Origin of the sequence: Allorhizobium sonneratiae, assembly GCF_023700755.1 — a bacterium.
Classification (GTDB): Bacteria; Pseudomonadota; Alphaproteobacteria; order Rhizobiales; family Rhizobiaceae; genus Allorhizobium; species Allorhizobium sonneratiae.
In genome coordinates this window covers 310,886-333,882 of record NZ_JAMKOJ010000004.1, presented here as the reverse complement: position 1 = coordinate 333,882, position 22,997 = coordinate 310,886, and the positions used below count along the sequence as shown (strand labels likewise).

At 56.8% G+C, this 22,997-nt stretch carries 19 protein-coding genes and 8 pseudogenes; 9 read left to right on the top strand and 18 right to left on the bottom strand.

Features of this window, described 5'->3' with window-relative positions:
• Positions 1-13 precede the first annotated feature (13 nt).
• The gene (locus tag NAC44_RS09840) at positions 14-1,042 is read right to left on the bottom strand and encodes an ABC transporter substrate-binding protein (RefSeq protein ID WP_250940258.1); all 1,029 of its coding nucleotides are present in this window, start codon (positions 1,040-1,042) and stop codon (positions 14-16) included.
• Positions 1,043-1,228: 186 nt separating this feature from the next.
• On the opposite strand from NAC44_RS09840, the gene NAC44_RS09835 reads away from it, so the two are divergent.
• Together NAC44_RS09835 and NAC44_RS09830 are read left to right on the top strand one after the other, a co-directional pair.
• Positions 1,229-2,236: a LacI family DNA-binding transcriptional regulator gene (locus NAC44_RS09835; RefSeq protein WP_250940256.1), complete on the top strand. Its 1,008-nt coding sequence runs from the start codon at positions 1,229-1,231 to the stop codon at positions 2,234-2,236.
• A 225-nt stretch (positions 2,237-2,461) separates the two neighbouring features.
• Complete coding sequence (locus tag NAC44_RS09830) at positions 2,462-4,147, top strand: Na/Pi cotransporter family protein (RefSeq protein WP_250940254.1); 1,686 nt, start codon at positions 2,462-2,464, stop codon at positions 4,145-4,147.
• 67 nt (positions 4,148-4,214) lie between these two features.
• On the opposite strand, the pseudogene NAC44_RS09825 reads toward NAC44_RS09830, so the two are convergent.
• Together NAC44_RS09825 and NAC44_RS09820 are read right to left on the bottom strand one after the other, a co-directional pair.
• Positions 4,215-4,853: pseudogene (locus tag NAC44_RS09825) on the bottom strand (site-specific integrase); the annotation flags it as partial.
• 13 nt (positions 4,854-4,866) lie between these two features.
• Positions 4,867-5,247 (bottom strand): annotated as a pseudogene (locus NAC44_RS09820) (SDR family oxidoreductase); the annotation flags it as partial.
• On the opposite strand from NAC44_RS09820, the pseudogene NAC44_RS21450 reads away from it, so the two are divergent.
• Both NAC44_RS21450 and NAC44_RS09810 read left to right on the top strand, forming a co-directional pair.
• Positions 5,176-5,832: pseudogene (locus tag NAC44_RS21450) on the top strand (cupin domain-containing protein); the annotation flags it as partial. The pseudogenes NAC44_RS09820 and NAC44_RS21450 overlap by 72 nt on opposite strands.
• Before the next feature lie 107 nt (positions 5,833-5,939).
• Positions 5,940-6,212, top strand: a complete 273-nt coding sequence (locus NAC44_RS09810; RefSeq protein WP_250940250.1) for a helix-turn-helix transcriptional regulator — start codon at positions 5,940-5,942, stop codon at positions 6,210-6,212.
• Positions 6,213-6,366: 154 nt separating this feature from the next.
• On the opposite strand, the gene NAC44_RS09805 is transcribed toward NAC44_RS09810, so the two are convergent.
• Positions 6,367-6,990 carry a TetR/AcrR family transcriptional regulator gene (locus NAC44_RS09805; protein ID WP_250940247.1) on the bottom strand — a complete coding sequence of 208 codons (624 nt, stop codon included), beginning with the start codon at positions 6,988-6,990 and terminating at the stop codon, positions 6,367-6,369.
• 2 nt (positions 6,991-6,992) lie between these two features.
• Positions 6,993-7,457, bottom strand: coding sequence for a nuclear transport factor 2 family protein (locus NAC44_RS09800; RefSeq protein ID WP_058321991.1), 465 nt, complete (start codon positions 7,455-7,457; stop codon positions 6,993-6,995).
• A gap of 149 nt (positions 7,458-7,606) precedes the next feature.
• Here NAC44_RS09800 and NAC44_RS21445 point away from each other — a divergent pair.
• Positions 7,607-8,255: pseudogene (locus NAC44_RS21445) on the top strand (IS5 family transposase); the annotation flags it as partial.
• 45 nt (positions 8,256-8,300) lie between these two features.
• On the opposite strand, the gene NAC44_RS21440 reads toward NAC44_RS21445, so the two are convergent.
• From NAC44_RS21440 to traC, 3 genes and pseudogenes are all read right to left on the bottom strand, one after another.
• Positions 8,301-8,558: a WGR domain-containing protein gene (locus tag NAC44_RS21440; protein WP_420839911.1), complete on the bottom strand. Its 258-nt coding sequence runs from the start codon at positions 8,556-8,558 to the stop codon at positions 8,301-8,303.
• A gap of 259 nt (positions 8,559-8,817) precedes the next feature.
• Positions 8,818-8,895 (bottom strand): annotated as a pseudogene (locus tag NAC44_RS09780) (hypothetical protein); the annotation flags it as partial.
• Entirely contained in the window at positions 8,870-9,196 is a 327-nt protein-coding gene (gene traC, locus NAC44_RS09775) for a conjugal transfer protein TraC (protein WP_250940243.1), read from the bottom strand. The gene traC and the pseudogene NAC44_RS09780, both read right to left, overlap by 26 nt.
• A 165-nt stretch (positions 9,197-9,361) precedes the next feature.
• Here traC and NAC44_RS21435 point away from each other — a divergent pair.
• From NAC44_RS21435 to NAC44_RS09765, 3 genes and pseudogenes are all read left to right on the top strand, one after another.
• A pseudogene (locus NAC44_RS21435) lies at positions 9,362-9,499 on the top strand (MobA/MobL family protein); the annotation flags it as partial.
• Positions 9,466-9,717 (top strand): annotated as a pseudogene (locus NAC44_RS21430) (lysozyme family protein); the annotation flags it as partial. The pseudogenes NAC44_RS21435 and NAC44_RS21430, both read left to right, overlap by 34 nt.
• A gap of 322 nt (positions 9,718-10,039) precedes the next feature.
• On the top strand, positions 10,040-10,348 hold the full coding sequence (locus NAC44_RS09765; protein ID WP_250940240.1) for a transcriptional repressor TraM: 309 nt from the start codon (positions 10,040-10,042) through the stop codon (positions 10,346-10,348).
• A gap of 3 nt (positions 10,349-10,351) precedes the next feature.
• Here NAC44_RS09765 and traR read toward each other — a convergent pair.
• The 9 genes and pseudogenes from traR to NAC44_RS09720 all read right to left on the bottom strand — a co-directional run bounded on the left by traR (position 10,352) and on the right by NAC44_RS09720 (position 18,317).
• Positions 10,352-11,055 (bottom strand): annotated as a pseudogene (traR, locus tag NAC44_RS09760) (autoinducer-binding transcriptional regulator TraR).
• Between the two features lie 156 nt (positions 11,056-11,211).
• Complete coding sequence (locus tag NAC44_RS09755) at positions 11,212-11,964, bottom strand: prephenate dehydrogenase (RefSeq protein WP_250940239.1); 753 nt, start codon at positions 11,962-11,964, stop codon at positions 11,212-11,214.
• Positions 11,961-13,193, bottom strand: a complete 1,233-nt coding sequence (locus NAC44_RS09750; protein WP_250940237.1) for an NAD(P)/FAD-dependent oxidoreductase — start codon at positions 13,191-13,193, stop codon at positions 11,961-11,963. The genes NAC44_RS09755 and NAC44_RS09750 overlap by 4 nt, the downstream gene beginning before the upstream one ends.
• A gap of 34 nt (positions 13,194-13,227) precedes the next feature.
• Positions 13,228-13,953, bottom strand: coding sequence for an amino acid ABC transporter ATP-binding protein (locus tag NAC44_RS09745; protein WP_250940235.1), 726 nt, complete (start codon positions 13,951-13,953; stop codon positions 13,228-13,230).
• On the bottom strand, positions 13,950-14,699 hold the full coding sequence (locus NAC44_RS09740) for an amino acid ABC transporter permease (RefSeq protein ID WP_250940233.1): 750 nt from the start codon (positions 14,697-14,699) through the stop codon (positions 13,950-13,952). Before NAC44_RS09740 ends, NAC44_RS09745 begins: the two co-directional genes overlap by 4 nt.
• A gap of 9 nt (positions 14,700-14,708) precedes the next feature.
• Positions 14,709-15,407 carry an amino acid ABC transporter permease gene (locus tag NAC44_RS09735; RefSeq protein ID WP_250940232.1) on the bottom strand — a complete coding sequence of 233 codons (699 nt, stop codon included), beginning with the start codon at positions 15,405-15,407 and terminating at the stop codon, positions 14,709-14,711.
• Between the two features lie 74 nt (positions 15,408-15,481).
• Positions 15,482-16,318 (bottom strand): ABC transporter substrate-binding protein, encoded by an 837-nt coding sequence (locus tag NAC44_RS09730; RefSeq protein WP_250940230.1) that lies wholly within the window; start codon positions 16,316-16,318, stop codon positions 15,482-15,484.
• Between the two features lie 65 nt (positions 16,319-16,383).
• Complete coding sequence (locus NAC44_RS09725) at positions 16,384-17,040, bottom strand: RraA family protein (RefSeq protein ID WP_250940228.1); 657 nt, start codon at positions 17,038-17,040, stop codon at positions 16,384-16,386.
• 104 nt (positions 17,041-17,144) lie between these two features.
• Positions 17,145-18,317 carry an aminotransferase class I/II-fold pyridoxal phosphate-dependent enzyme gene (locus tag NAC44_RS09720; protein WP_274706847.1) on the bottom strand — a complete coding sequence of 391 codons (1,173 nt, stop codon included), beginning with the start codon at positions 18,315-18,317 and terminating at the stop codon, positions 17,145-17,147.
• Between the two features lie 148 nt (positions 18,318-18,465).
• On the opposite strand from NAC44_RS09720, the gene NAC44_RS09715 reads away from it, so the two are divergent.
• A complete protein-coding gene (locus tag NAC44_RS09715) occupies positions 18,466-19,371 on the top strand; it encodes a LysR family transcriptional regulator (RefSeq protein WP_250940226.1) in 906 nt (301 codons plus the stop codon).
• A gap of 163 nt (positions 19,372-19,534) precedes the next feature.
• Here NAC44_RS09715 and pyc read toward each other — a convergent pair whose 3' ends face one another.
• Positions 19,535-22,996, bottom strand: coding sequence for a pyruvate carboxylase (gene pyc, locus NAC44_RS09710; RefSeq protein ID WP_250940225.1), 3,462 nt, complete (start codon positions 22,994-22,996; stop codon positions 19,535-19,537).
• Position 22,997: the final 1 nt, after the last annotated feature.

Sequence of the window (22,997 nt, the reverse complement as noted above, 5' to 3'; positions counted from 1 at the left end):
CGAGGCCTTTGGCTTAGTTGGCCTTGGCGCCGATTTCCTTGTCCCAGCGCGAGAGCAGTGCCTTGCGCACCGTCGGATCGCCGTACTTGGCGAAATCATAGTCGATGAGCTTTATGTCCTCGAACTTCGGCGCCTCCTTCGGCACTTCCGCGGACTTGTTGGACGGTAGCTGATACGACTTGCCATCCTTCATGTGCGACTGTGCTTCAGCTGACAGCGCCCAGTCATACCATTTCTTGGCATTCTCGAGGTTCTTCGCACCCTTGATGATCGACATCGAGCCGATCTCGTACCCGGTGCCCTCGCATGGAGCGACTGTCTTGATGGGGAAGCCCGCGACCGTTTGCGCCACCGCATCATGCATGAAGACGATGCCAATCGTCGCCTCTCCGCGTGCCGCAGACTTCACGGGAGCTGATCCGGATTTCGTGTATTGGGAAATATTGGCGTTCAGCTTTGTAAGGTAGTCGAACGCCTTGTCTTCCCCCATGATCTGCACGAGCGTGGCAAGGGTGTTATACGACGTGCCAGAAGAGTTCGGATTGGCGATCTGGATTTCTCCCTTATAGGAGGGATCGAGAAGATCCGCCCAGCATTTGGGCTCCTTCAGTCCCTTCTTCTTCAAGAGATCCGTATTGTAACCCCAACCGAGCGCGCCGGCGTAGACGCCGACTGTGCGGAACTTGGAGGTTTCAGCCTGCTTTTTTGCCCAGTCCTGGAGTTGGTCGAAAAGCGGTGACTTGTATTCTTGCGTCAACCCTTCCGCCGCAGCCTGCAGGTGAGGGTCGCCAGTTCCCGCCCACCAGATATCAGTCTTCGGGTTGCGCGCTTCCGCGCGGATCTTTGCATAGGCTTCGCCCGCAGACAGGCGGACCATGTTCACCTTGATATCGGACTGCTTCTCAAAAAGATTTTTCATGACGTCGCAAACTTCAGGATCTGCTGAGCAGATCATGTTCAGTTCGCCGGCGGCATGAGCCGAATAGGCGCAAAAGGACACACCCGCGGCAAGCAATGCCGCAGCCAATTTGATTGATCGCATGATTTCCTCCGTTAAGACGGCGCCTCCACGCCGATCGCCTTTTGCAAGCGTGTGCAAATGCTGCCGGTGATTAACGGGTATGTCAACCAATTTGTCACAAAAACGTCGTGAAATTGGACAAATTCACTATTGCACGGCATTGCAAAACGGCGCAAATATCCGTGCAAGGCTTTGTGGAGCAGGTGTGTGTCTCAAAAACTCTTCGTGAGTGCAAATGAGGTTGCCAGGCGTGCGGGGGTGTCGCGTTCGGCCGTGTCCAGGGCGTTCACGCCCGGTGCTTCCGTGTCTGAGTCGACCCGGCGAAAGGTCATTGAAGCGGCCGAAGAGCTTGGCTATCATGTCAATCAGCTTGCGCGTGGGTTGATGCGCAACGAAAGCGGCATTGTTTGTCTGATCGTATCTGATGTTGCAACGCCTTATCGCTCAGCGCTCCTGAGGGAATTGACCCAACAGTTGCAGACCGCGGGCAAGGTTGCGATGTTGGTCAACACCGATCGGTCTGACGGTAGCGTTGATCGGGCCTTGCAGCAGGCGATACGATACCGGGCAGATGCTTCGATCATCTTGTCGGGACTTCCCGACAAGTCGATCACGCAGCTGTGCCTTCGCAGCGGCCAAAGGCTTGTGCTCATCAATCGAGACGACGATCAACCAGGCCCGCTGCGTATCAACCTCGATGATACGGAAGCGGCGCATAGGGTTGTGACTGCGTTTCTACGGGCCGGATGCCAGCGGCTTGCCTTTGCAAATTCCGATGCGGGAACGCCGAGTTTGATGGCTCGTGAGCGGGGTTTTGTTGCGGCCGCCAAGAAACAGGGGTTGGACGTAACCGTAGAGCGTTACGGCTTTACCAGCTACGATTCCGGAAAGATGCTCGCTCAGCGGATGCTGACCAGAACCGAGCGCCCCGATGCGGTGTTTTGCGCGACCGATTTGTTGGCCTGCGGCTTCATGGATGCTGCTCGACACCAGTTCTCGATTTCAATCCCGGAACAGCTTAGCATTGTCGGCTTCGACGATATCGAGCAAGCCTCCTGGTCCTCCTATCAGCTGACGACCTTCGCACAGCCGGTGGAGGTCATCGCCGGCGAGGCGGTGCGATGGCTGTCGGCGGAGCCGTCGAGCGAAAATGAACAGACATCCAAACGCCTACATGCGGAGCTGGTGTGGAGAGGGTCGGTGAGGGCAGGTTAGGATAAATCGCGCCGACCGATTCAGTCTCCGGAGAACGGGGTACGCTCGTTCATGAAAACGCCTAACCTATTGTTAGGATGAATAAAAATAAGATATATGACGGTTTTATGAAAATCTGGCTTGCATTAGCGGTTATTCGGAAGAAACATAGTCAGCTAACGAAACGTTACGATTCTGCATGGCGGCGAAAGCTGCCGGACAGCCTGCTCAATCGAAGGGATCACCATGGCTTTGCTGATTGGCTTGGTCACGCTCGCGGGGCACATTGCCCTTTTGCTCTGGGGCACGCGAATGGTTCAGACAGGCATTCAGCGAGCGTTCGGTCCTGACCTGCGTTCATTCCTTGGTCATGCGCTGAATAATCGGGTGAGGGCGTTCTTCGCAGGCATGGGCGTCACTGCAATCCTGCAGAGTAGTACCGCCACGGGACTGATGGCATCGGGCTTTGCAGCGGGTGGCCTCGTCGATCTGGTGCCGGCGCTGGCCGTGATGCTTGGGGCAAATGTTGGCACAACCCTGATCGTTCAAGTACTGTCCTTTGACGTTTCGGCTGTGTCGCCTGCGTTGATCCTCATCGGCGTCTTGATGTTCCGCCGTGTTTCCAACCCGCAGATCCATGATCTCGGCCGTGTCGTCATCGGACTCGGCTTCATGCTGCTGGCGCTCCACCAGCTCTTGGACCTCATGACCCAATATGAAGGTTCGAACGCACTATCCTCCGTGCTCGCCGCGATCTCCGCGACGCCGGTGCTCAGCGTTCTATTGGCTGCCGTTCTGACATGGGCTGCGCATTCCAGCGTCGCCGTCGTCCTGCTGATCGTATCGCTGGCCAGCAAGGGACTGATTCAGCCGGAACAGGCCTTCGCGCTTGTTCTTGGTGCCAATCTCGGCACTGCGGTCAATCCCGTCGTCGAGGGCCACTCGGGATCGGATCTGTCGCATAAGCGGTTGCCGATCGGAAACCTGATCACCCGTATCATCGGGGTTGCGGTCGTTCTGCCCCTGTTGTCGCCGATCGCCCGCTTGTCGGCGATGATTGACGATGACAGCGCGCGCGCCGTCGCCAACTTCCACACGGCCTTCAATCTCGTGCTCGCCGCGCTGTTCCTGCCGTTCCTGGCGCCCTATGCGGATCTGCTGACCAAGATGTTTCCCCGCAAGATCGACGAGGCAGATCCGGCGCGACCGCGGTATCTCGACCCGGCGGCGCGTGAAACGCCCGTCGTCGCGCTTGGGGCAGCCGCGCGCGAAACACTGCGGCTGGTCGATGTCCTGACGGAGATGCTGACGGGTGCGAAGGCCGCGCTTTCCAACACGGACCGCAAGGCACTGTCGGCATTGCGGGCCAAGGACAACGTCCTCGATAGCCTCAACACCGCAGTCAAAACCTACCTCACCTCCATCGATCCTGACGAACTTGGCGACGCCGACAAGCGACGGCTGAACGAGATCCTGCTGTTCTCCATGAACATGGAGCATGCCGGCGATGTGCTCGATCAGAACCTGCTGCCGCATCTGGCCAAACGTCTGCGCCGGGGCCTGAACTTTTCCAGGGAGGGGCAGGTAGAGTTGTCGCGACTGTTCGATCGCCTGATCGCCAATCTGCAGACCGCGGCCGCTCTGTTCATGACGCAGGACGAACGGGCTGCCCGCCTGCTGGCAGATGAAAAGGTCCTGTTTCGGAAGGCAGAGCGGGAAGGGACGGAGGCCCATTTCCAGAGGCTTCGCGAGGGCAGTATCGCAACGATGGAAACCAGTTCGCTTCACCTCGACCTTGTGCGCGACCTGAAGCAGATAAACTCGCACCTTGTGGCTGCTGCGGCCTATCCCGTTCTTGAAGAACGTGGCGAACTTCTGCAAAGCCGGACCCCGAAGCCGGATGGAAGAGCGATTGCGGAAAAGCATGCCTAAGAGACGCAAGACTTACCTAGGGCAGCTAGCCGAGCACGCCGATCGGCGGTAAGTTTACAGTGCCCTTTCAATCCATCAGCCTTGCAGCCCTACCACTCCGCCTAGTGGCGCTGTTGTAATATTCTGACGCCTGCTGCACGGATCGATGGCGCGACTGCTCCATCGCCTCCGGCAACGGAATGCCGCGATTGGCCGCTTCGGTGAGATAGCCTGATCGCAGACCATGGGCGGAAAATTCCGCCGGATCCAATCCCGCCAAAAGCGCGCGCTGCTTGACGATATCGTTGGTAGCCTTCGGATCCAGCGCACGTTGTGAGACATTGCCCCAGCGATCGATCCCCCGGAACACACTGCCGCGTTCAATGCGCGCAGCAGCCATCCAGGTATTCAGTGCCTCGACGGGCCGACCAGTGAGATAGACCACTTCGTCATTGTCACCACCGCTGGTCTTGGTGCGTCCCAGATGGATGGAGAGCGAGGGGAGCTGAACGCCGCCATCAACAGGAACGGGAGCTTCCACGGTCAGTTGTTCCTTGCGAAGCCCCGCAACCTCGCTGCGGCGTCGACCGCCGGAGGCGAAGGCCACCATCAGGATCGCTCGATCGCGAAGGTCCTTCAGACTGTCTGTATGGCAGGTGGCCAGCAATCGCTTGAGGACGTCGCCGGTCACCGCCTTGGCGCTCTTGCGCATGCGTGGTCTCGGGGTCCTGGTGCTTGAACACGGGCAAAGCCGCAGCGATGCCGTAGAGCGCGCCCTTCAGATTCACGTCGATCATGGCGTCCCAGTCATCCACCTTCAGCGCGTCAAAACGAGAGAGCGGGCCGATACCCGCATTGTTGATGATGACATCAAGCCGCCCGAAGCGCTCGCAAGCAAGTTTGACCAGAACCTCCAGATACATAGGTCTGGTAACGTCGATGGCCCGGTAAACGGCTTTGCCGCCTGCCGCTTCTATCTCTCCTGCTACAGTCGCGATTTCCGCTTCGCTTCGTGCACCGAGCACAAGACGCGCGCCGCGCGCTGCAAGATGAATAGCTGTCGCCCGGCCAATACCGCGTCCGGCTCCTGTGATGGCGACGATCTTGTTCTCTATGGTCATTATAGGGGCTCCGTCCTTTGCAATGAGAAGCAAGTTCTATACAGCGGAGATCGGATGATCTATGCTCGAATGGCCATGTCTTTGTCGCGATCCGCCAGAATAATTGCCGATCCATTCTCCGAGGTTCTTGCGGCTCTGGGTGCGCGGAGCATTCGCGGGACCGGACTCGAAGCGGCGGGAGACTGGGCACTGGACTTCGACGGGCGAATGAGATTGAAGTTCGTCACCGTCACACGAGGTCGATGCTGGCTTCTGCTTCCGAAGCATTCGCCGCAAGCACTTATGGAAGGTGATTTGGTTCTCATCAGTGACACGCGCTACACGGTGGCGAGTGATCCGGCGGTCGAACCGATGGATGGAATGCCGCTCTTCGCTGCGCCGGGACAGGACCTCGTGCGCCTAGGCGCTGCAAACGAAACGGCGCTGCTAGGCGGCGGCAGCGGCTTTGCCGATGGCAGCGCCGCATTCGTTCTGGACGCGCTGCCGAAATTTCTGCGCGTCGATCCGACATCGTCCACCGCCGAGGCTGTCGCGAGAACGCTGAATGCACTAAGGACGGAGGTGGCCTGCGCGGAACTAGGCAGTTCGCTCGCCGCCGAGCGATTGGCGGAAATTCTTGTCATTGCGGCCGTCCGCGCTTTCGTGGCCACATCACCGCGCTGGCGGACCCGAGGATCGGCAAGGCGCTCAGATTGCTGCACGCCGATGTCGCGTACCGCTGGACAGTGCCAATGCTGGCGTCGGAGGTCGGCATGTCACGCTCGGCCTTCACGAAACGGTTCACCGAGCGTGTCGGTCGACCGCCTCTCGACTACCTTACCCGCTGGCGCATGGTTCTGGCGCAGCAGAAACTCAAGGAGAACCAAACAGTGGCCACGGTCGCCGCCGCGGTCGGCTACAATTCCCAAAGCGCCTTTGCTCATGCCTTCAAGCGTACTTTGGGACGGACGCCACGATCGGACTAATGGTGACAGGGTCTAGGCTCGGTTGACAGAGTTTTGTCCCGTCTCCCTGCGGACGCTTTGCCGAAACTCTTGCCGCTAGCCTTTGACCGCTCGTGGAGTGGCAAGATTGCCCGAAATCCTGCCGCTCCGCGTTGTGCTGATATCTCCGCCAATCTTAGACAAGCCGACCTTCATTTTGCGGTGAAACGTCGGTTGGGCCTTCGTTGTTAGAGGTATCGCTTTCGATCACCAACCGTCTCCGGAGTTGGTCGATAGCCCGTTGAAAAACGGCCGGATCGTCCATTGCCCGAGAAAGAACGATTGCTCCCTGTATGGCAAGAACTGCCTCTTCCGCGAGGAGGCGCGATTGATCGGCTTCACGGCCCTGCCGAATAAGCGCTGACTGCAATGCGTCCACCCAAGCTACGAAATAACCTCGGATGGCTTGCGCGAAGAGGTCACGCGTATTGGCCACTGCCAAGGCACCGACGAGGCACACGCGCCTGCCGGACTTGAAATATTGGTCCGTCGAGGCGAGCATCTCACGGATGGCGCCGTTAACATCGCTCTCGTTACGCAACGGGGAATATACGGCATCCTCGAACCATTGGCCGATTTCGTCGAGAACAGCCCGCACCATCTCTTCCTTTCCGTTCGGGAAGAAGTGGTAGAGGCTACCCTTGCCGAGACCGGTAGCCTTGCCGATCAAGGCAAGGCTTGCGCCTTCATAGCCATGTTCGCGGAAAACTTCGGCCAACGGGGCTATGGCGTCGGCTCTTTCAGCGACCATGCGGGCCATGATTAGAGGCCCAGATCGCTGAGGCTGGCGTGATCATCCGGCCGACGGCCAAGAGGCCAGTGGAACAGACGATCGCTTTCAGCAATCGGCATTTCATTGATGCTCGCGTGTCTGTGCGCCATCAGACCGTCCTCTGCGAATTCCCAGTTCTCGTTACCATATGCGCGGTACCAGCGGCCGCCATCGTCGCGATATTCATACGCGTAGCGTACCGCGATGCGGTTGCCGGTGAAAGCCCAAAGCTCCTTTATGAGGCGGTATTCGTGCTCCTTGTTCCACTTGCGTGTCAGAAATGCCTGAGCTTCTTCGCGATTGCTCGCGAACTCGACGCGGTTCCGCCAGCGGGTGTCGAGCGTATAGGCCAGAGCGACTTTGGCCGCGTCTCGAGTGTTCCAGCCGTCTTCGGCCAGCCGAACCTTTTCGATGGCGCTTTCGCGAGTGAAAGGGGGAAGCGGTGGGCGTGACATCTTCAGTTCCTTTTCTGGTTGAAGCGATTGTACCGATTGGTAATATTTTTACCAATCGGTAAAATCATGCATGACTATATCGTTGTCAAGTGGCATTTCCGTCTGGCTGTTTGAGATCGATTTGGAGCGGCGCGTGGTAGACTCGTTTTCTTCGGGTCGGCTGCCCTTGGCGCGACATGCATGAGCGCTATGGAAAGTGGAATTCGGTCTATGTGCGCTTCCGCCGTTGGGCCGAACAAGGCGTTTGGGACGCTCTGCTTGAGACCCTCGTCGAACTGGGTCTGACGGATGACTGGCGGCACATGATCGACAGCACCACGGTTCGCGGCCAATCTCAGGCTGGGGGCGCCAAAGGGGGACTTATCAGGAGGCTTTTGGTCGATCACGTGGCGGCTTTACGACAAAAATCCACGCCGTGCAGACGGTCAAGGACGCCCTCTCGGCTTCATCCTAGCGGGTGGCGAGGCTTCGGATTACAACGCCGTTCATGAGTTGCTGCCGATACCGGTCGGCAAGCCGAGGTTCTTCCTTGCTGACAAAGGCTATGACGGCGATTTCCTGCGTGAAGAACGCCTGATCCATGGGATCAGGCCGGTCATTCCGCCAAAAGCCAACCGGAAGAACCCGCTTGTCTGCGATTACCGAGCCTACAAGGACCGAAACCGCAATGAGCGGATGTTCAATCGTCTCAAGCAGTTCCGTCGCGTTGCGACCCGATACGACAAGCCACGAATATCCTTCTCGGCATTCCTCGCCCTGGCCGCCGCAAAGATATGGCTGCCATACTTTGTCAACAGGGCCTTAAAATTACCACCACCTCTTCCTGTAAGATCCGGGGCTCCTTCAATGTCGCCAGGGGACCGATCGCAGTGACGCTCGACTGTCAGGATAACGTGCGGAATTGAAGAACGCGTGCAACGCCAACGAGCGCCGCCAGATTTCCATCATCGTCTGGCCGTTGGATCCAATCCGGCCCCAGTTACGGATGATGGAGGCTCCACCAAACAGGGTCGGCTGAACCGCGAGCATATAGAAGCGCCGCATATTCTGTGTAGCGTCGATGCGATGAAGATGAACCGGGCGTGTTTCCTCGTTTTGCATGCCCGGATTCTCGCGTCTACGCGAGCCTGCGTCCAACGACTTCCATGAATCGGTTCGGTGTGATCGATTCATCTCGCTGATGGTTTTCCCTTCCGGAGGAAATGGGGGCGGGCGAGGCGGCTTTGCCGCACGGCTCTATGCGCTTGAGCGCGCCGACGAACCCGCCAGACGGTTTCGTCCATGCGGGTTGCGATCCTCTCGCGGACCAGCCGGTCGCTGGCAGCAGATCGCAATCCTTCGAGCGTGGTTCTCATTCACCTTACTCACCTTCACGATGAAACCTGTTCTGCCCGACACAGGCTTTCATGTCGTCACGCTGGAACCAGATCACGCGCCCGCATCTGAGCGGAGGATTGCCTGCGGTGAAGACGATCTGTTCGTCGCCGCGCAGATGTTTCGCCGCCGGTCCTGCTCCCCCCGGCTTGTTTCTTTCCAGCCGACCTTGCCTTTGCTGCGCGAAACATCTCGGCAATCTCTTCGAACGCTGTTTGAAGATCTGCTTCGTCAATCTCAACCTCACCAATGCCGGCCTTCAGCGCGATGCGGCCGATCCGTTCGGCCTCAAGGGTCTCTGCCTGCTTCAGCTGGTCCTGCAGCCTGGCGATTTCTTCCCTGATCCTGGACAACGGTTTCTTCATTCCGGTTGCTCCTATGATGTCTGGGCGTTGCACTTGCGATGCCCAGATTCTCCCGGATGCCCTTGGGAGGGAATGTGCAGATCTGCACGTCGGCAAGGCCGACACTTTGGTGGATGATCCCGCCGTTCCGAAGGAGCGGCTTCCAAGGGCGCAATTATACGTCGCTACCACGACAATCCGGGCAATCCGCACATCCACCTGATGATGACCCTGCGTCCGCTGACCGAGAACGGATTTGGCGCAAAGAAGGTCCCGATTCTCCGCGAAGACGGGTATTCGATGATGCGATCATCGCCTGGCAGACGGGGTATTTCGAGGGAATGGCCGTATTCCGCGCGCCGGACCCTGGTGAGGTGAAGGCCCCTGAACCTGGTAGGGACGAGCCAACGAGCGACGCGATTGAGGTGTCTGCAGATTCTGCCGGGTTGGAGGCGAGCATGCCTTCCGAGGATGTGGCCCGCAGCAACGATCCCAACAAGGCGGGCATTCGTGTCGATCTCTCTGGGATCGGTGCCAAATAACATTGATGTCCCCGAAGGTCACTATGCGACCTACGTGATCATGTGCATGTTTGCACTGGCGAATTCAGCGTCCGCCCTCTATAAGGGCGGGTAAGGCAGTACGGGCTCTGCCTCGGGGTGTGGAAACCCCTGCTAGCAGTTGATGTCGGCCGTTTCGACATCAGAATCCTCTGGCCATTTGGCCGGGGGCCTGTGACGTATGTCCAGGTGCCTCGGTACTAAATGTCGCAGGACTGTCCGAGTACAGTTTCCAACCCCCGGCTTGGGATCAGGGATTAACGTTTGCGGGGGCGCACCGCGGATAAGCCGAAGATTGGATCGAATGACACCGGACGCGCCGACATCGGAAGACAAACTCGAAATGCGTCCCGTGTACGGGCTGACGCGGGGTCTGCCCAAGGCTGACCTGGAGAGCTTGACAGTGGATGCTATTCGGACCCATCTGCGTCTGGTCGACAACGCAGATCGGCTGTTCCAGGCTCTGCCCGACACCTACAAATCCGGTAAGGGGGCGGGCGGCGCGCAGCACCTTACTTACATCCAGTCCTGTATGGAGATGCATGCGCAGATGTATGTGGTGAACACGCTGGTCACCATTCTTGGTCATATTCCGAAAGTGTCGGTGAACTGAGGCTCAGATCAGCTTTCGGCGGATAGCGACGGCAGTGAGATGGGTCAGCGTATGCACGTCAAACCGCTTCTTTGTTTCGGCGATTTTGACGCGAACGCTGTTATACTTGACGCCCTCGAGGTCCGCTGCCTCCTCCATGGTCTTCCCGACAGCTATCCAACTCAGATAGGCCGCCCCTTTGGGATCCAGAGCAATCGGCTCTTCGATACTCGGGGTCGGATCAGCGAAATTGATGCGGGCGTGGAGTTGTGCGACTGCGGATGCACCTTCGACAGGGTCGATCTCGCGGTCCATGTCGATTGCAGGCCTCTCTGAGGCAAGTGTGAACATCGCGATTGAGCCGTATGCCGTCTTGATGGGGACTGTGATGCCAGACCTGATGCCGAACTCGGCAGCATGCGCGAAGAATGAACGCTCGGCCTTTGAGGCCCGTGGTACATGGTGCTCGCCGCCCCAAGTGAAGGCTCGTTTCAGGGACTTGGCGCGTCGCATAACCGGATCGATTGCGAAATAGTCTCGCTTGAAATAATCGTACTGCCACTCCGGATGGTAGTTCGAAATTGCGATAGAGCGGCCTGGTTGGATGTTGAGATAGGCGTACCCGGCAAAGCCAGTTTGGTTGGTGAAGGTTGCCAGAGCGTCTTTCAGGACGCTTTCGTCGCCAGGGATCGCGGGAGATCGGTCAACTTGTCCAACCAGTATTGCATTAGGAGATACTCATAATCGTTAGGTGGAACTGATCATAGAACCCTTTCTGCGTTTTCAGACAAAATATTGAAATATTTATCCAGTTCCTAAGATTTTTGCATTAGTTAATTCTCAGTGTTGATAACTGAATACATAAGAAATATATTGATAGTTAGCTAATATTTGCTTGGATGGCGGTTGTATTCATTGATAATGTCGGCGAAGTTCGTTCGAACGCCTGATGCAAATGGGTTTTCGTGCTCAATAGCACAAAATACATCGGGTGAATCGTATCTGACCAAGTCCACAGCAGCCATGAGAAAATCGAAGCTTGCGGTTGTCATGGCCGTGGGTAACGGTTCCATCTCCACCAGAACTTTCGCGACCAAATGCGTAATACCCTGCACAACGGCCATTTCGCGGTCATGCTTCTCAGGACTCGCAAATATCACGTTGAGTCCAAGGACCTTTCTGAAGAAGGCCCCGGCACGTCTTGCATGCCGGCCACGGACGGGACAAACAACGATTTTCCGCCCTTCTATTCCGGCCTTGGCACTTTGAGGTCCGAACAGTGGATGTGTCCCGATGACCTCGACCGTCTCTGGTATCAGTCGCGTCATGGCCGAAACGGACGACATCTTTACCGATCCTACGTCCACGACGATGGCATCAGGAGCGAGGTAAGGAAGAAGGTCCCGAATGACTTCTTCCATGCGCGCAACGGGAACGGCCAAGACGACGATGTCGCAAGAGGCCGCCGAACGCAAATTCACAACGTTGATCCGATCAATACCTGTATTGTCTTCGGCGGCGATCGCCGGATCATAAACGTTGATGTCGAAATGCGGGAAAAGATAGTGTGCTATCAACTTCCCGAAGGCCCCGTAGCCAACGATTCCAAGGGTGTTAAACGTACGATCCAGCTTCATCCGAACCGCTCCAGGCCGAATGGCGCAGCGTCCATAAAGCTTGGCCGGTTCAGGATAACATCTGTAAGAAGCTGCGCGGAGGCGGCTGCTTGGGTCAAGCCCACGTGCTGGTGGCCAAAGGAGTAGTAAAGATCGGGATGCGTGAATGATCGACCTATTGCAGGCAAAGCGTCCGGCAGAGACGGGCGAATGCCCATCCATGTTGCTTCGTCGTCATTCTTGAGCCCTGGTAAGTAGGGTAATGCCAGCTTATAGAGGTTTGTGGAGCGTCGGAAATCCGGTGGAGCGTCAGCATTTGCAAACTCCACCGTTCCGGCCAACCTCATACCATGTTGCATCGGTGTCGCTGCGAAGAACGGCTCCGCCATGACGACAGGCCGCGTCAACTTTAGGCCCGGCGTCGGCAACATCAAATGGTAGCCCCGCTCCGATGCCAACGGAACTTTCAAACCGAGAGTTGTCAGAAGGCTTCCCGAACGGTGTCCTGCTGCGACGACGATGCGGCTTGCGAACAAATCTCCGGATGGCGTCATTATGCGCCAAGCATCGCCTTCGTGGAAGATTCTTGCCACCTCTGCCCTTAAGATCTGCCCGCCGTGAGAAACTATACTTCGTGCAAAACGAAGGCACAATTCTCCAGGATCCACGCAATGTGCATTCGTCGGAAAATAAAGGCCGCCGGCGAGATCAGCACTTAAGGAAGGCTCAAGGCCGAGCAGTGTATCCCGGTCAATTTTTTCGACCGCAATACCATTTTCACGGTACGTCGGTATCAGAGCAGTCTTTTCCGAAAGTGTCGCGCCGTAGCGGCAGACCAACAAACTGCCTTTTTGAACGAAGAGATCTTCTGCCTGCGCGGCAGAAAGAAGATTGCGGTAGGTTGGTATGGCTTGTCGATTCATTGCCGCTAGCGCCTCGATAATCCGACGGAGCCTTGGCGTGCGAAGGGCCAGGAGGAGCCGTAGACCCCACGGCAGGAGATGGGTGAGATAGGATGGCCGGATCACCAACGGGCTATCCGGGTCCAAAAGCATTGAGGGCAACTTTTTGAGAAGAGAAAGGGAGGCTGGCGGAAAAATGCTTCCCTGACTGATAAAGCCGGCGTTACCGTAGGATGCTCCCCCTCCAGGCTCACCTGCATCGATGACTGTGACCCTTTGACCTTCGCGCTGCAATTGAACCGCAAGAGAAAGCCCGATGACCCCGGCGCCCACAATGGCGACTGGCATCGTACCCGAAACATCAGAAGAAGACCGCATCGGATCAGTGCCTGATGTCGGAGAGGAACTGCTTCGCCCTTGGATGCTGCGGGTTCGTGAAGAATTCCTCAGGCGTGCTATCCTCCAGGATGACGCCACCATCCAGGAACCACACACGATCTGCAACGTCGCGCGCAAAACCCATCTCGTGTGTCACGCACATCATCGTCATGCCGCTATGGGCAAGGCTCTTCATGACGGACAGGACCTCGCCGACCATTTCCGGGTCCAGAGCGCTGGTCGGTTCATCAAACAAGATGATCGGAGGTTCCATAGCAAGCGCACGGGCGATCGCCACACGCTGGCTTTGGCCGCCTGAGAGTTGTCCCGGATAGCTTTCGGCCTTCGATGCGAGTCCCACGCGGTCAAGAAGCTTTTTCGCGTTCTCGATGGCCTCCTCTTTCGAAAGTCCCCGGATCTTTCGGGGCGCAAGCGTCAGATTGTCCATCACCGACATGTGCGGAAAGAGATTGAACTGCTGAAAGACGAAACCGATCGACATTCGTAACTCATTAACATCGAGTTTTTTCTCATGCACGTTACGACCGTCGACGATGATGTTGCCATTCTGGATTTCCTCCAGTCGGTTTATCGTACGTATCAGCGTAGTCTTGCCCGAACCGGAAGGTCCGCACAGTACGACAACCTGTCCCTTCGGCACGGTGGCCGAGACATTCGTCAGGCACTGATAGTTTCCATACCACTTGTTGACATTTTGGAATTCGATCATGGGGCCGGCTCCGTCGTGAGCGGGTTGATGATGGGGCTAGGGTTTGCCTGAGCAGTTCCTTGCCCCTTGCGGCGCCGTGAGATACGGCGTTCGATGAAACGTGCCGTCTCGGTCAACGAGAAGCAGAGCAAGAAGTATGTGATTGCGAGGATCGAAAAGACCTGCACGGGCTTTGTCAGAAGTGCTGTATTGACCTGAGCTGCCGCGAAAGTGAATTCGTTCACGCTGATCACGTAACCGAGTGAGGTTTCCTTGATTAAGGAAATGAACTGGCTGAGAAGACTGGGCAGAGAGTTATAGAGTGCTTGCGGGAGAATGACGTAGATCATCGTCCTCCAGTAACCGAGGCCGAGTGAACGCGCCGCCTCCGTCTGCCCTCTGGGCAAAGCAAGAATACCAGCACGGATAACCTCTGCCAGATAGGCCGCCTCGTATATGACCAAAGCGCCCACCAAGGTCCAGAAGCCGCTAATTGGCCTACCTATGAGCCACGGTAGCGCGAAATAGCTCCAGAAGATCACCATGATGAAGGGCGTGCCACGTAGCGTCTGAACGATCGCGCTCGCAGGTAAGCGGAAGCCTCGGTATGGGCTGATCCGGCCGAGTGCCAGCAACATCGCGCAGGGGAGAGCGAGAAGCAGGCCTGTTATTGCGATCAGCAGGGTTGCTACGAGTCCACCCAACGGGCCATTGGGATACTGGCCGATCAACAAAAGCAGCCAATTGTCACGAATTACGTCAATCATGGCTGTTCCTCACCGCGTTGGCACGAGTTGACGGCGCTCGTAAGCAGCGCCAGCCATCATGATCAGGAACGATATGGCCATATAGATAACTGTCACGACTGCAAAAGTTTCGAAGGTGCGAAAAGTATCGTTCTCGATCTCCCGGCTCTGGTACGTGAGTTCGTGCACGCCGATCGCCATCGCTATGCTGGTATTCTTGAATAAAAGCAGCGAATAGTTGAGTAATGGCGGAATAGCGTGCTTGATCGCCTGGGGTAACACGATGTATCGCATCGTCCGCAAGTAACCGAAGCCGAGAACGCGACCTGCCTCGTATTGCGTGTGAGGTATAGCACGCATCCCGCTGCGGAGCGCCTCTGACATATAGGCAGACATGCAAAACGCCACGGCAAACATCGCCAGGATGAATTCACTATTACGCTCGTTGATCCAGGTCCGGATCGCCTCGGGGAAAAATTCCGGCATTGCGAAATACCAGAAAAGGACCTGCACCAGCAGGGGAATGTTCTGGTGAACTTCTACGAATGCGGCAACGAACCATTCTGCAGGCTTGAAGGTGGAGTTGCGCAATATCAGCAACACGACCGCCCAAGCAAAGGCCAGCAGCCAACAACAGACTGTCAGTTCAAGCGTCAGAATCAGGCCGTCTATTAGCCAATGAAGATGATCGCCGGAGAGAACCGACGAGAAATCGAACGAGTAGGCCATGCGAGCGCTCCTCATCTGAACCGAATAAGCCCGTATATTATTTAAAATATCCGGGCCAATGCGGTAATTGTCAGTTACTTGACTTCGGCGAGAACAGGATTTCTGACCGGCTTATCCAAGGTGAAGGTGCGCTCGAGCTTGTAGGGCGAGTCCTTGCCGATCCACTTGTCGAAGATCTTCTGGGCTTCACCGGAAGCCTCCAGATCCCTGAGTGTCTTATTGGCCACTGCAAGCAGCGCTGGTTCACCCTTGCGGACAGTCAGGCCCCAGTATTCGATGGCAGCCGGCTCTTTGATGAACTCCAGGCCGTCTCCGGCCTGAGCCTGAAACTGTTTGAGCGCCAATTCAGACAGGATAAGTGCCTTGACCTTGGACTGCTGCAGAGCGAGGAATGCGCTAGGCGGATCCTGGAACGTCAGGAGCGTTGCGTCTGGCAGAAGGGCGCGCACATACTTCTCCGAACTTGAACCCTTGGGGGCGCTGATCTTGTCAGTCTTGAGATCGGCGATCTTGTTGATCCCGCTGCCCGCTTTCGTCATGAACATCTGACGACTGACAAATGAAGTCAGGCTGTAATCGATCTGCTTGGCTCGCACGTCGGAATAACCCATGGCAGCGGAGAGAATGTCAACGCGACCCTGGGTCAATTCCGGAATGCGAGCTTCGACGGCCAGAAGCTTCAGTTTGAGCTTCACGCCAATCGCGTCGGCGACCTTCTGGCAAAGGTCGATTTCATAACCGACGGTTTCGCGGGTTTTCGGGTCCTGAAAGCTGAAGGGCTCGAACGTGCCCATCGTGCCGCAGACGAGTGTGCCCTTGGCTTTGATGTCGGCGAGTTCATCAGCTTTTGCCGCAGTCAAGGCCATTACGGAAAGAACGGTAGCGCCGCAAATTGTCTTCAAAGAAATCATGTTCATTCCCTCTGGTTCGGTTTAGGTGAGTGGCTTCTTGGCAAAGCTCTTTTAAGTTTTATGGTTTATCGAGCGGCAGTGGCGGGCTTGCCGTAGGTCCCCTTGTACGTGCCCTCGTGGATTGACCTGATCATTTCGGCTTCACGTGCTTCCTGCGCCTTCACAGCGTTGAGAAGCTCGGCGGCAATATCTTGCGGAAACGCCACCACTCCGTCTTCGTCGCCAACGACTATGTCGCCAGGTTGGATGACCATACCACCGACGGATACCGGGACATTGATCTCACCCGGCCCGTCCTTGTATGGCCCCTTGTGGATGACGCTGCGGGCAAAACAGGGCAGGCCGAGGCCAGCGATGGCGCCGACATCCCGAATTGCGCCATCGATTACCAAACCAGCTGCCTTCTTCCAGATGGCGATGTTCACCATGATTTCGCCGATCAGGGCGCGGTTCAAGTCACCACCGCCGTCGACGACGATGACGTCGCCGGGACGAACATGTTCCAAGGCTTTGTGAATGGCGAGGTTGTCGCCGGGGCGCGTTTTGACGGTAAAGGCCGTACCAACCATGACGCCGCCGTGATTATGATACGGCTGCAAGCCGGCAACGCCTGGAAGGCGTTGCAGATTATCGCTGATGACGGCGGTCGCTGCAGTACGAAAGCCTTCGAGAAGAGCAGGATCTGCCTGCACAGGGCTGGGGTTCTTCTTGATCTCGACCATTGTAGTTGCCTTCAGTTCACGGTGTTCTTTACGACGTTAGTATCTTCCAAAAGTCCGTAAAGAGATATTATTAGATACAACGCCATCTCTATAAGGAATGAAAATCAGCGTAGCTTTGAAACGGCTTCCGCAATCTGGGCGCATCCTGCTTCGATCGCCGATAGGGACGTCGCGAATGATAACCGCAGATAGGGCGACAACCCGTAAGCCGCGCCATCGAGCACTGCGACTTTCGCCTCCTCCAAAAGGTAGATCGATACGTCGAGGTCGGTCTGCAAAGTCTTCCCGTCAGGCGTGGTGCGTCCAATCAGTCCAGCGACCGAAGGGTAAAGATAGAAAGCGCCCTGTGGCTTTGTGACCGAAATGCCAGGAATTTCGCCTATAAGTTCCAGCATCCGATCTCGCCGCTTCAGATATTCGGCGCAGGAATTGGTGACGAACGTCTGTTTTCCGTCCAGTGCTGCAACCGCTGCCGCCTGTGAGATGGAACTGGCACAGGTGGTGCTCTGACCGAGCAATTTCACAATCGCACTGACGAGATCAACCGGTCCTGCACCATAACCGACCCGCCATCCGGTCATGGCAAAGCTCTTGGACAATCCGTTCACCACAAGCGTCCGATCAAACAGGTTTGGCGCGCATTGGACGACGTTAACGAACTCGGCGTTATCGAACATGATATGCTCATAGATATCGTCGGTGAGCACCATAACCTGCGGATGACGTGCCAAAACATCCGCCAATGCATTGATTTCATGGCGATTATAGACAGAACCGGTCGGATTGTTGGGGGAATTCAGGACCAGCCAGCGTGTTTTCGGTGTAATAGCCGCTTCGAGGGCTTCGGCGGTCAGCTTAAAGCCGTCCTTTTCCGGACAAACGACGATGACTGGCTTTCCATCGTAGAGCTTCACCATGTCTGGGTAGGACACCCAGAAAGGTGCGGGCACGATGACCTCGTCGCCCTCATTCAGCGTTGCCTCGAAAGCGGATAGAATTATTTGTTTAGCACCACTTCCAACAACAATGTTTTCTGAACCATATTGCAGCCCGTTCTCGCGGCGCAGTTTTCCAACGATTGCGGCGCGAAGGGCCGGCGTGCCGGGTGTAGCCGTATAGTGGGTCTCACCGTGCCGCATCGCTTGAATTGCAGCGTCTACGATATGGGCCGGCGTGTCGAGATCGGGTTCGCCAACTGTAAAATCGATGATCTGATGACCTGCGGCCTGAAGTTCTGTTACCTTCTTCTTCGCCGCGATGCTGGCTGAAGGCTTCATTTGGGTTACTCGGTGAGCGAGAGTTGTTGACACAGAGGGTACCTTTTCATTGGAGGTCACGTCGTCGTTGAACAAGCAATAGGGTCTTTCGGTCATGCGAAAAACAGATTAAAAGGAATTCCAGGAAATCGCTATTTGGAATGATACCGTGACCCTTATCACTCTGAAACAAATGGAAGCCGTCTACTGGATCTCGCAGCTCGGGACATTCGAACGAGCGGCGGCTCGCTTGAACACGACCCAATCGGCCATTTCGAAGAGAATTCAGGAACTCGAGATAACCGCGGGCCTTGCGGTTTTCGATCGGAATCAAAGAGGAGCCAAGTTGACGGAAAAAGGCGAGCATCTTCTGGCTCTAGGCCTGGAAATGCTCAAACTACATGACCGAGTTCTTGAACTGAAATCCTCGGAAGAGACCCCGGCGCGACGGTTAAGAATTGGTATCACCGAGCTTTCCGCTCTCACCTGGTTTCCTCGTTTGGTCTCACACATTCGCGAAACGTATCCGAACGTAAGTCTCGAGCCTATTGTAGCAACAAGTCGAACCCTTGATGACATGCTCAAAGATAGCGATCTGGATTTGATTGTTGTGCCCGAAGTCTTTCCGTCCGAGGACGTTACGTATGTACGTCTCGCGGATGTATCGAATGTTTGGATGGCGCGTCCTGGCCTTGTAAAGACCGACGAAGCACTGACCCTTGAGCAACTGGCCGCATATCCTGCGGTTCTGCAAGGAGGGCAATCTGGAACCGGTCTATTTTATAACAGATGGATGCGGTCGCAGGGCTTGATGTTCAATCAGTCGCTCATTAGCGACAACTTAATGGCTCTACTCGGTCTGACGGTCGCAGGAGTGGGTATTTCTTACCTGCCACGCCAATGCTTCCGGCCACTGGTAGATGAAGGAAAACTCGTCGTTATTCCGACGCGACCTGTTCTACCGCCTATCCCATATAGCGTGGTGTACCGAAATGATCGGCCGTCTGCTTTCGTGGCATCGATAGCAGATCTTATGTGTGATATTTGCGACTTTTCCCGGCAATTGCAGAGTTAAACGCAGACGGTGTTACGTCGACGCACGGCAGCTTGCCGAATCCGGGAAAAACGCCCGGCAGTGCTTGCCGGGCGAGGGGGCGGGTTTTGGCCCGCGGGGAAAGTAAGAGCGATATGGGAACTCGATTATTTGTTCCTGGCGAGCCATCATGTCGCTTCTTTTCTCAGTGCTTAAATGTCAAAAGCAGATCCTTGGCGTCGATCTGGTCGCCGGTCTTCACCGCCACGTCGGTGATTTCGCCGTCCTTCTCCGCATGCAGTGCCGTTTCCATCTTCATGGCTTCGATGGAGAGCAGCACATCGCCGGCCTTGACCTTCTGGCCGGAGGACACGAAGACGCGCGACACGACGCCCGGCATGGGCGCACCCAGCTGAGCGGCGTTTCCGGCTTCGGCCTTGCTGCGGGCGATGCTGGTGGCGGCGCGGCTGCGATCCGGCACCTTGATGCGGCGCGGCTGGCCGTTCAGCTCGAAGAACATGGTGACCAGACCTTGCGCATCGGCAGCGCTGGCGGCCTGATTGACGATCACCAGCGTCTTGCCCTTCTCGATATTGGCAAACAGCTCTTCGCCATCCGCCATGCCGTAGAAGTAAGCCGGTGTCGGCAGAACGGAGACCGGACCGTAGGTATCGGAGGCCAATGCAAAATCCGTGAAGACCTTGGGATACATGAGGTTGGAGGCGAATTCGAAGTCATCGACCGTGCGGCCAAGCTTCTCCTCGATCAGCTTGCGCTCCGCATCCAGATCGGCTTCCTTCAGCAGCGAGCCGGGGCGAACGGTGTAGGGCTTGTCACCCTTCAGGGCTTTTTTCTGCAGTGCTTCCGGCCATCCGCCCGGAGGCTGACCCAGATCACCTTTAAGCATGGAGACAACAGAATCCGGGAAGGCGATGTCGCGGCCCGGATTTTCTACATCCTCAACCGTCAGGTCCTGGCTCACCATCATCAGCGCCATATCGCCGACGACCTTCGAAGAGGGCGTAACCTTGACGATATCGCCGAACATCTGGTTCACGTCGGCATAGGTCTGTGCCACCTCATGCCAGCGGGTTTCCAGACCCAGTGAGCGCGCCTGCTCCTTGAGGTTGGTAAACTGACCACCCGGCATTTCATGCAGGTAGACTTCCGAGGCCGGTCCCTTGAGGTCGCTTTCGAAGGCCGCATACTGGTGGCGAACCGCTTCCCAGTAGAACGATATGCGGCGGATCCATTCCGGATCGAGGCCGGAATCGCGATCCGTACCAGAGAGCGCCTCGACGATGGAGCCTAGGCATGGCTGCGAAGTATTGCCGGAGAAGGCATCCATGGCCGCATCCACAGCATCCACGCCGGAATCGATGGCGGCAAGCACTGTTGCGGCCGAGATGCCGGATGTATCATGCGTATGGAATTGGATCGGCAGGCTGGTGGCGCCCCGCAGTGCCTTGAACAGAACGCGGGCAGCGGCGGGCTTCAGCAAACCAGCCATGTCCTTCAGCGCGATGATATGAGCGCCTGCCTTTTCCAGTTCCTGCGCCAGCGACACATAGTATTTCAGATCATATTTCGGGCGCGCGCTATTGAGCAGATCGCCGGTATAGCAGATCGTCGCCTCGCAGAGCTTGTTCTCTTCCTGAATGGCATCCATGGAAACGCGCATGTTCTCCACCCAGTTCAGGCAGTCGAACACGCGGAAGAGGTCGATGCCGCCCTTCGCCGCCTGACGCACGAAGTACTTCACCATATTGTCCGGATAGTTGGTGTAGCCCACGCCGTTGGGGCCGCGCAGCAGCATTTGCAGCAGGAAGTTCGGCGCACCCTCACGGATGAGCGCTAAGCGCTCCCACGGATCTTCCGTCAAAAAGCGCATGGAGACGTCGAAGGTCGCACCGCCCCAACATTCCAGCGAAAAGAGGTTCGGCAGAGCCTTGGCATAAACGGGTGCAATGCGGGCAATGTCGAAGGTACGCATGCGGGTTGCCAGCAGCGACTGATGTCCGTCGCGCATCGTCGTGTCCGTCAGAAGAACGCGCTTTTCGTTACGCATCCATTCGGCAAACGCCTTCGGCCCCAACTCATCCAGCTTCTGCTTGGTGCCGGGCTGAACCTCCGCCTTGATGTAGGGAACGATCGGCTTCGGTGCCTTGGCGGACGGCATCGGCCGACCCTTGGTTTCCGGGTGGCCGTTGACGGTGACATCCGCCAGATAGGTGAGCAGCTTCGTCGCGCGGTCCTGACGCTTCACCTGCTGGAAGAGTTCTGGCGTCGTATCGATGACGCGGGTCGTATAGGAATTATCGCGGAAGCTCGGGTGGCCGATGATGGCTTCCAGGAAGGTCAGGTTCGTCGCGACGCCGCGAATACGGAATTCGCGCAGAGCGCGATCCATACGGGTGATCGCTTCCTCGGTAGTCGGTGCCCATGTGGTGACTTTTTCAAGGAGCGGATCGTAATAGCGGGTGATGACTGCACCCGTATAGGCCGTGCCGCTGTCCAGACGCACACCGAACCCTGCCGCCGAACGGTAGGCCGTGATACGGCCGTAGTCAGGAATGAAGTTCTGTTCCGGGTCTTCCGTCGTGATGCGGCACTGAAGGGCATGACCGCTGAGCCGGATGTTTTCCTGTGCAGGCACACCGGATTCCGGTGTGCCGATCGCAAAGCCTTCAAGAATATGGATCTGCGCCTTCACGATGTCGATACCGGTCACGACTTCCGTCACCGTATGCTCGACCTGAATACGCGGATTGACTTCGATGAAGTAGAATTTGCCCGTATCGGCATCCATCAGATATTCGACAGTGCCAGCGCCCATATAATTGGTGGCCGCTGCAATTTTGAGCGAGTAGCCCGCCAGTTCCTGCCGCTGAGCTTCCGAAAGATAAGGTGCCGGCGCACGCTCCACCACCTTCTGATTACGGCGCTGGATAGAGCAATCGCGCTCGAACAGATGCACCACATTGCCATGCGTATCGCCCAGGATCTGGCTTTCCACGTGGCGCGCACGCTCTACCAGCTTTTCGAGATAGACTTCGTCTTTTCCGAAGGCCGCCATGGCTTCGCACTTGGCTTCAACGACTTCCTTCGCCAGATCTTTCGGATCGCGAATGGCGCGCATGCCGCGTCCACCGCCGCCCCAGGATGCCTTGAGCATGACGGGATACCCGATCTCATCGGCCATCCTGGCGACTTCGACCATATCGTCGGGCAGGGGTTCGGTGGCAGGCACCACCGGCACTCCAACCGAAATGGCGAGATTGCGTGCCGCCACCTTGTTGCCCAGCCGGCGCATCGTATCGGCGCCCGGGCCGATGAAGATCAGGCCCGCCGCTTCGCAGGCCTCAACGAATTCCGGGCTTTCCGATAAAAGGCCGTAACCGGGATGAATGGCATCGGCGCCAGAGAGCATTGCGACCCGGATCACCTCCGAAATCGACAGATAGCTCTCGATCGGCCCCATATCCTTTACAAGATGCGGACCGCGTCCGACCTGATAGCTTTCGTCTGCCTTGAACCGGTGCAACGAGAGTTTGTCTTCCTCTGCCCAGATAGCAACCGTTTTGATGCCAAGCTCATTGGCCGCGCGAAACACGCGAATGGCGATCTCGGATCGATTGGCAACGAGTATCTTCTTAATCCACGCCATA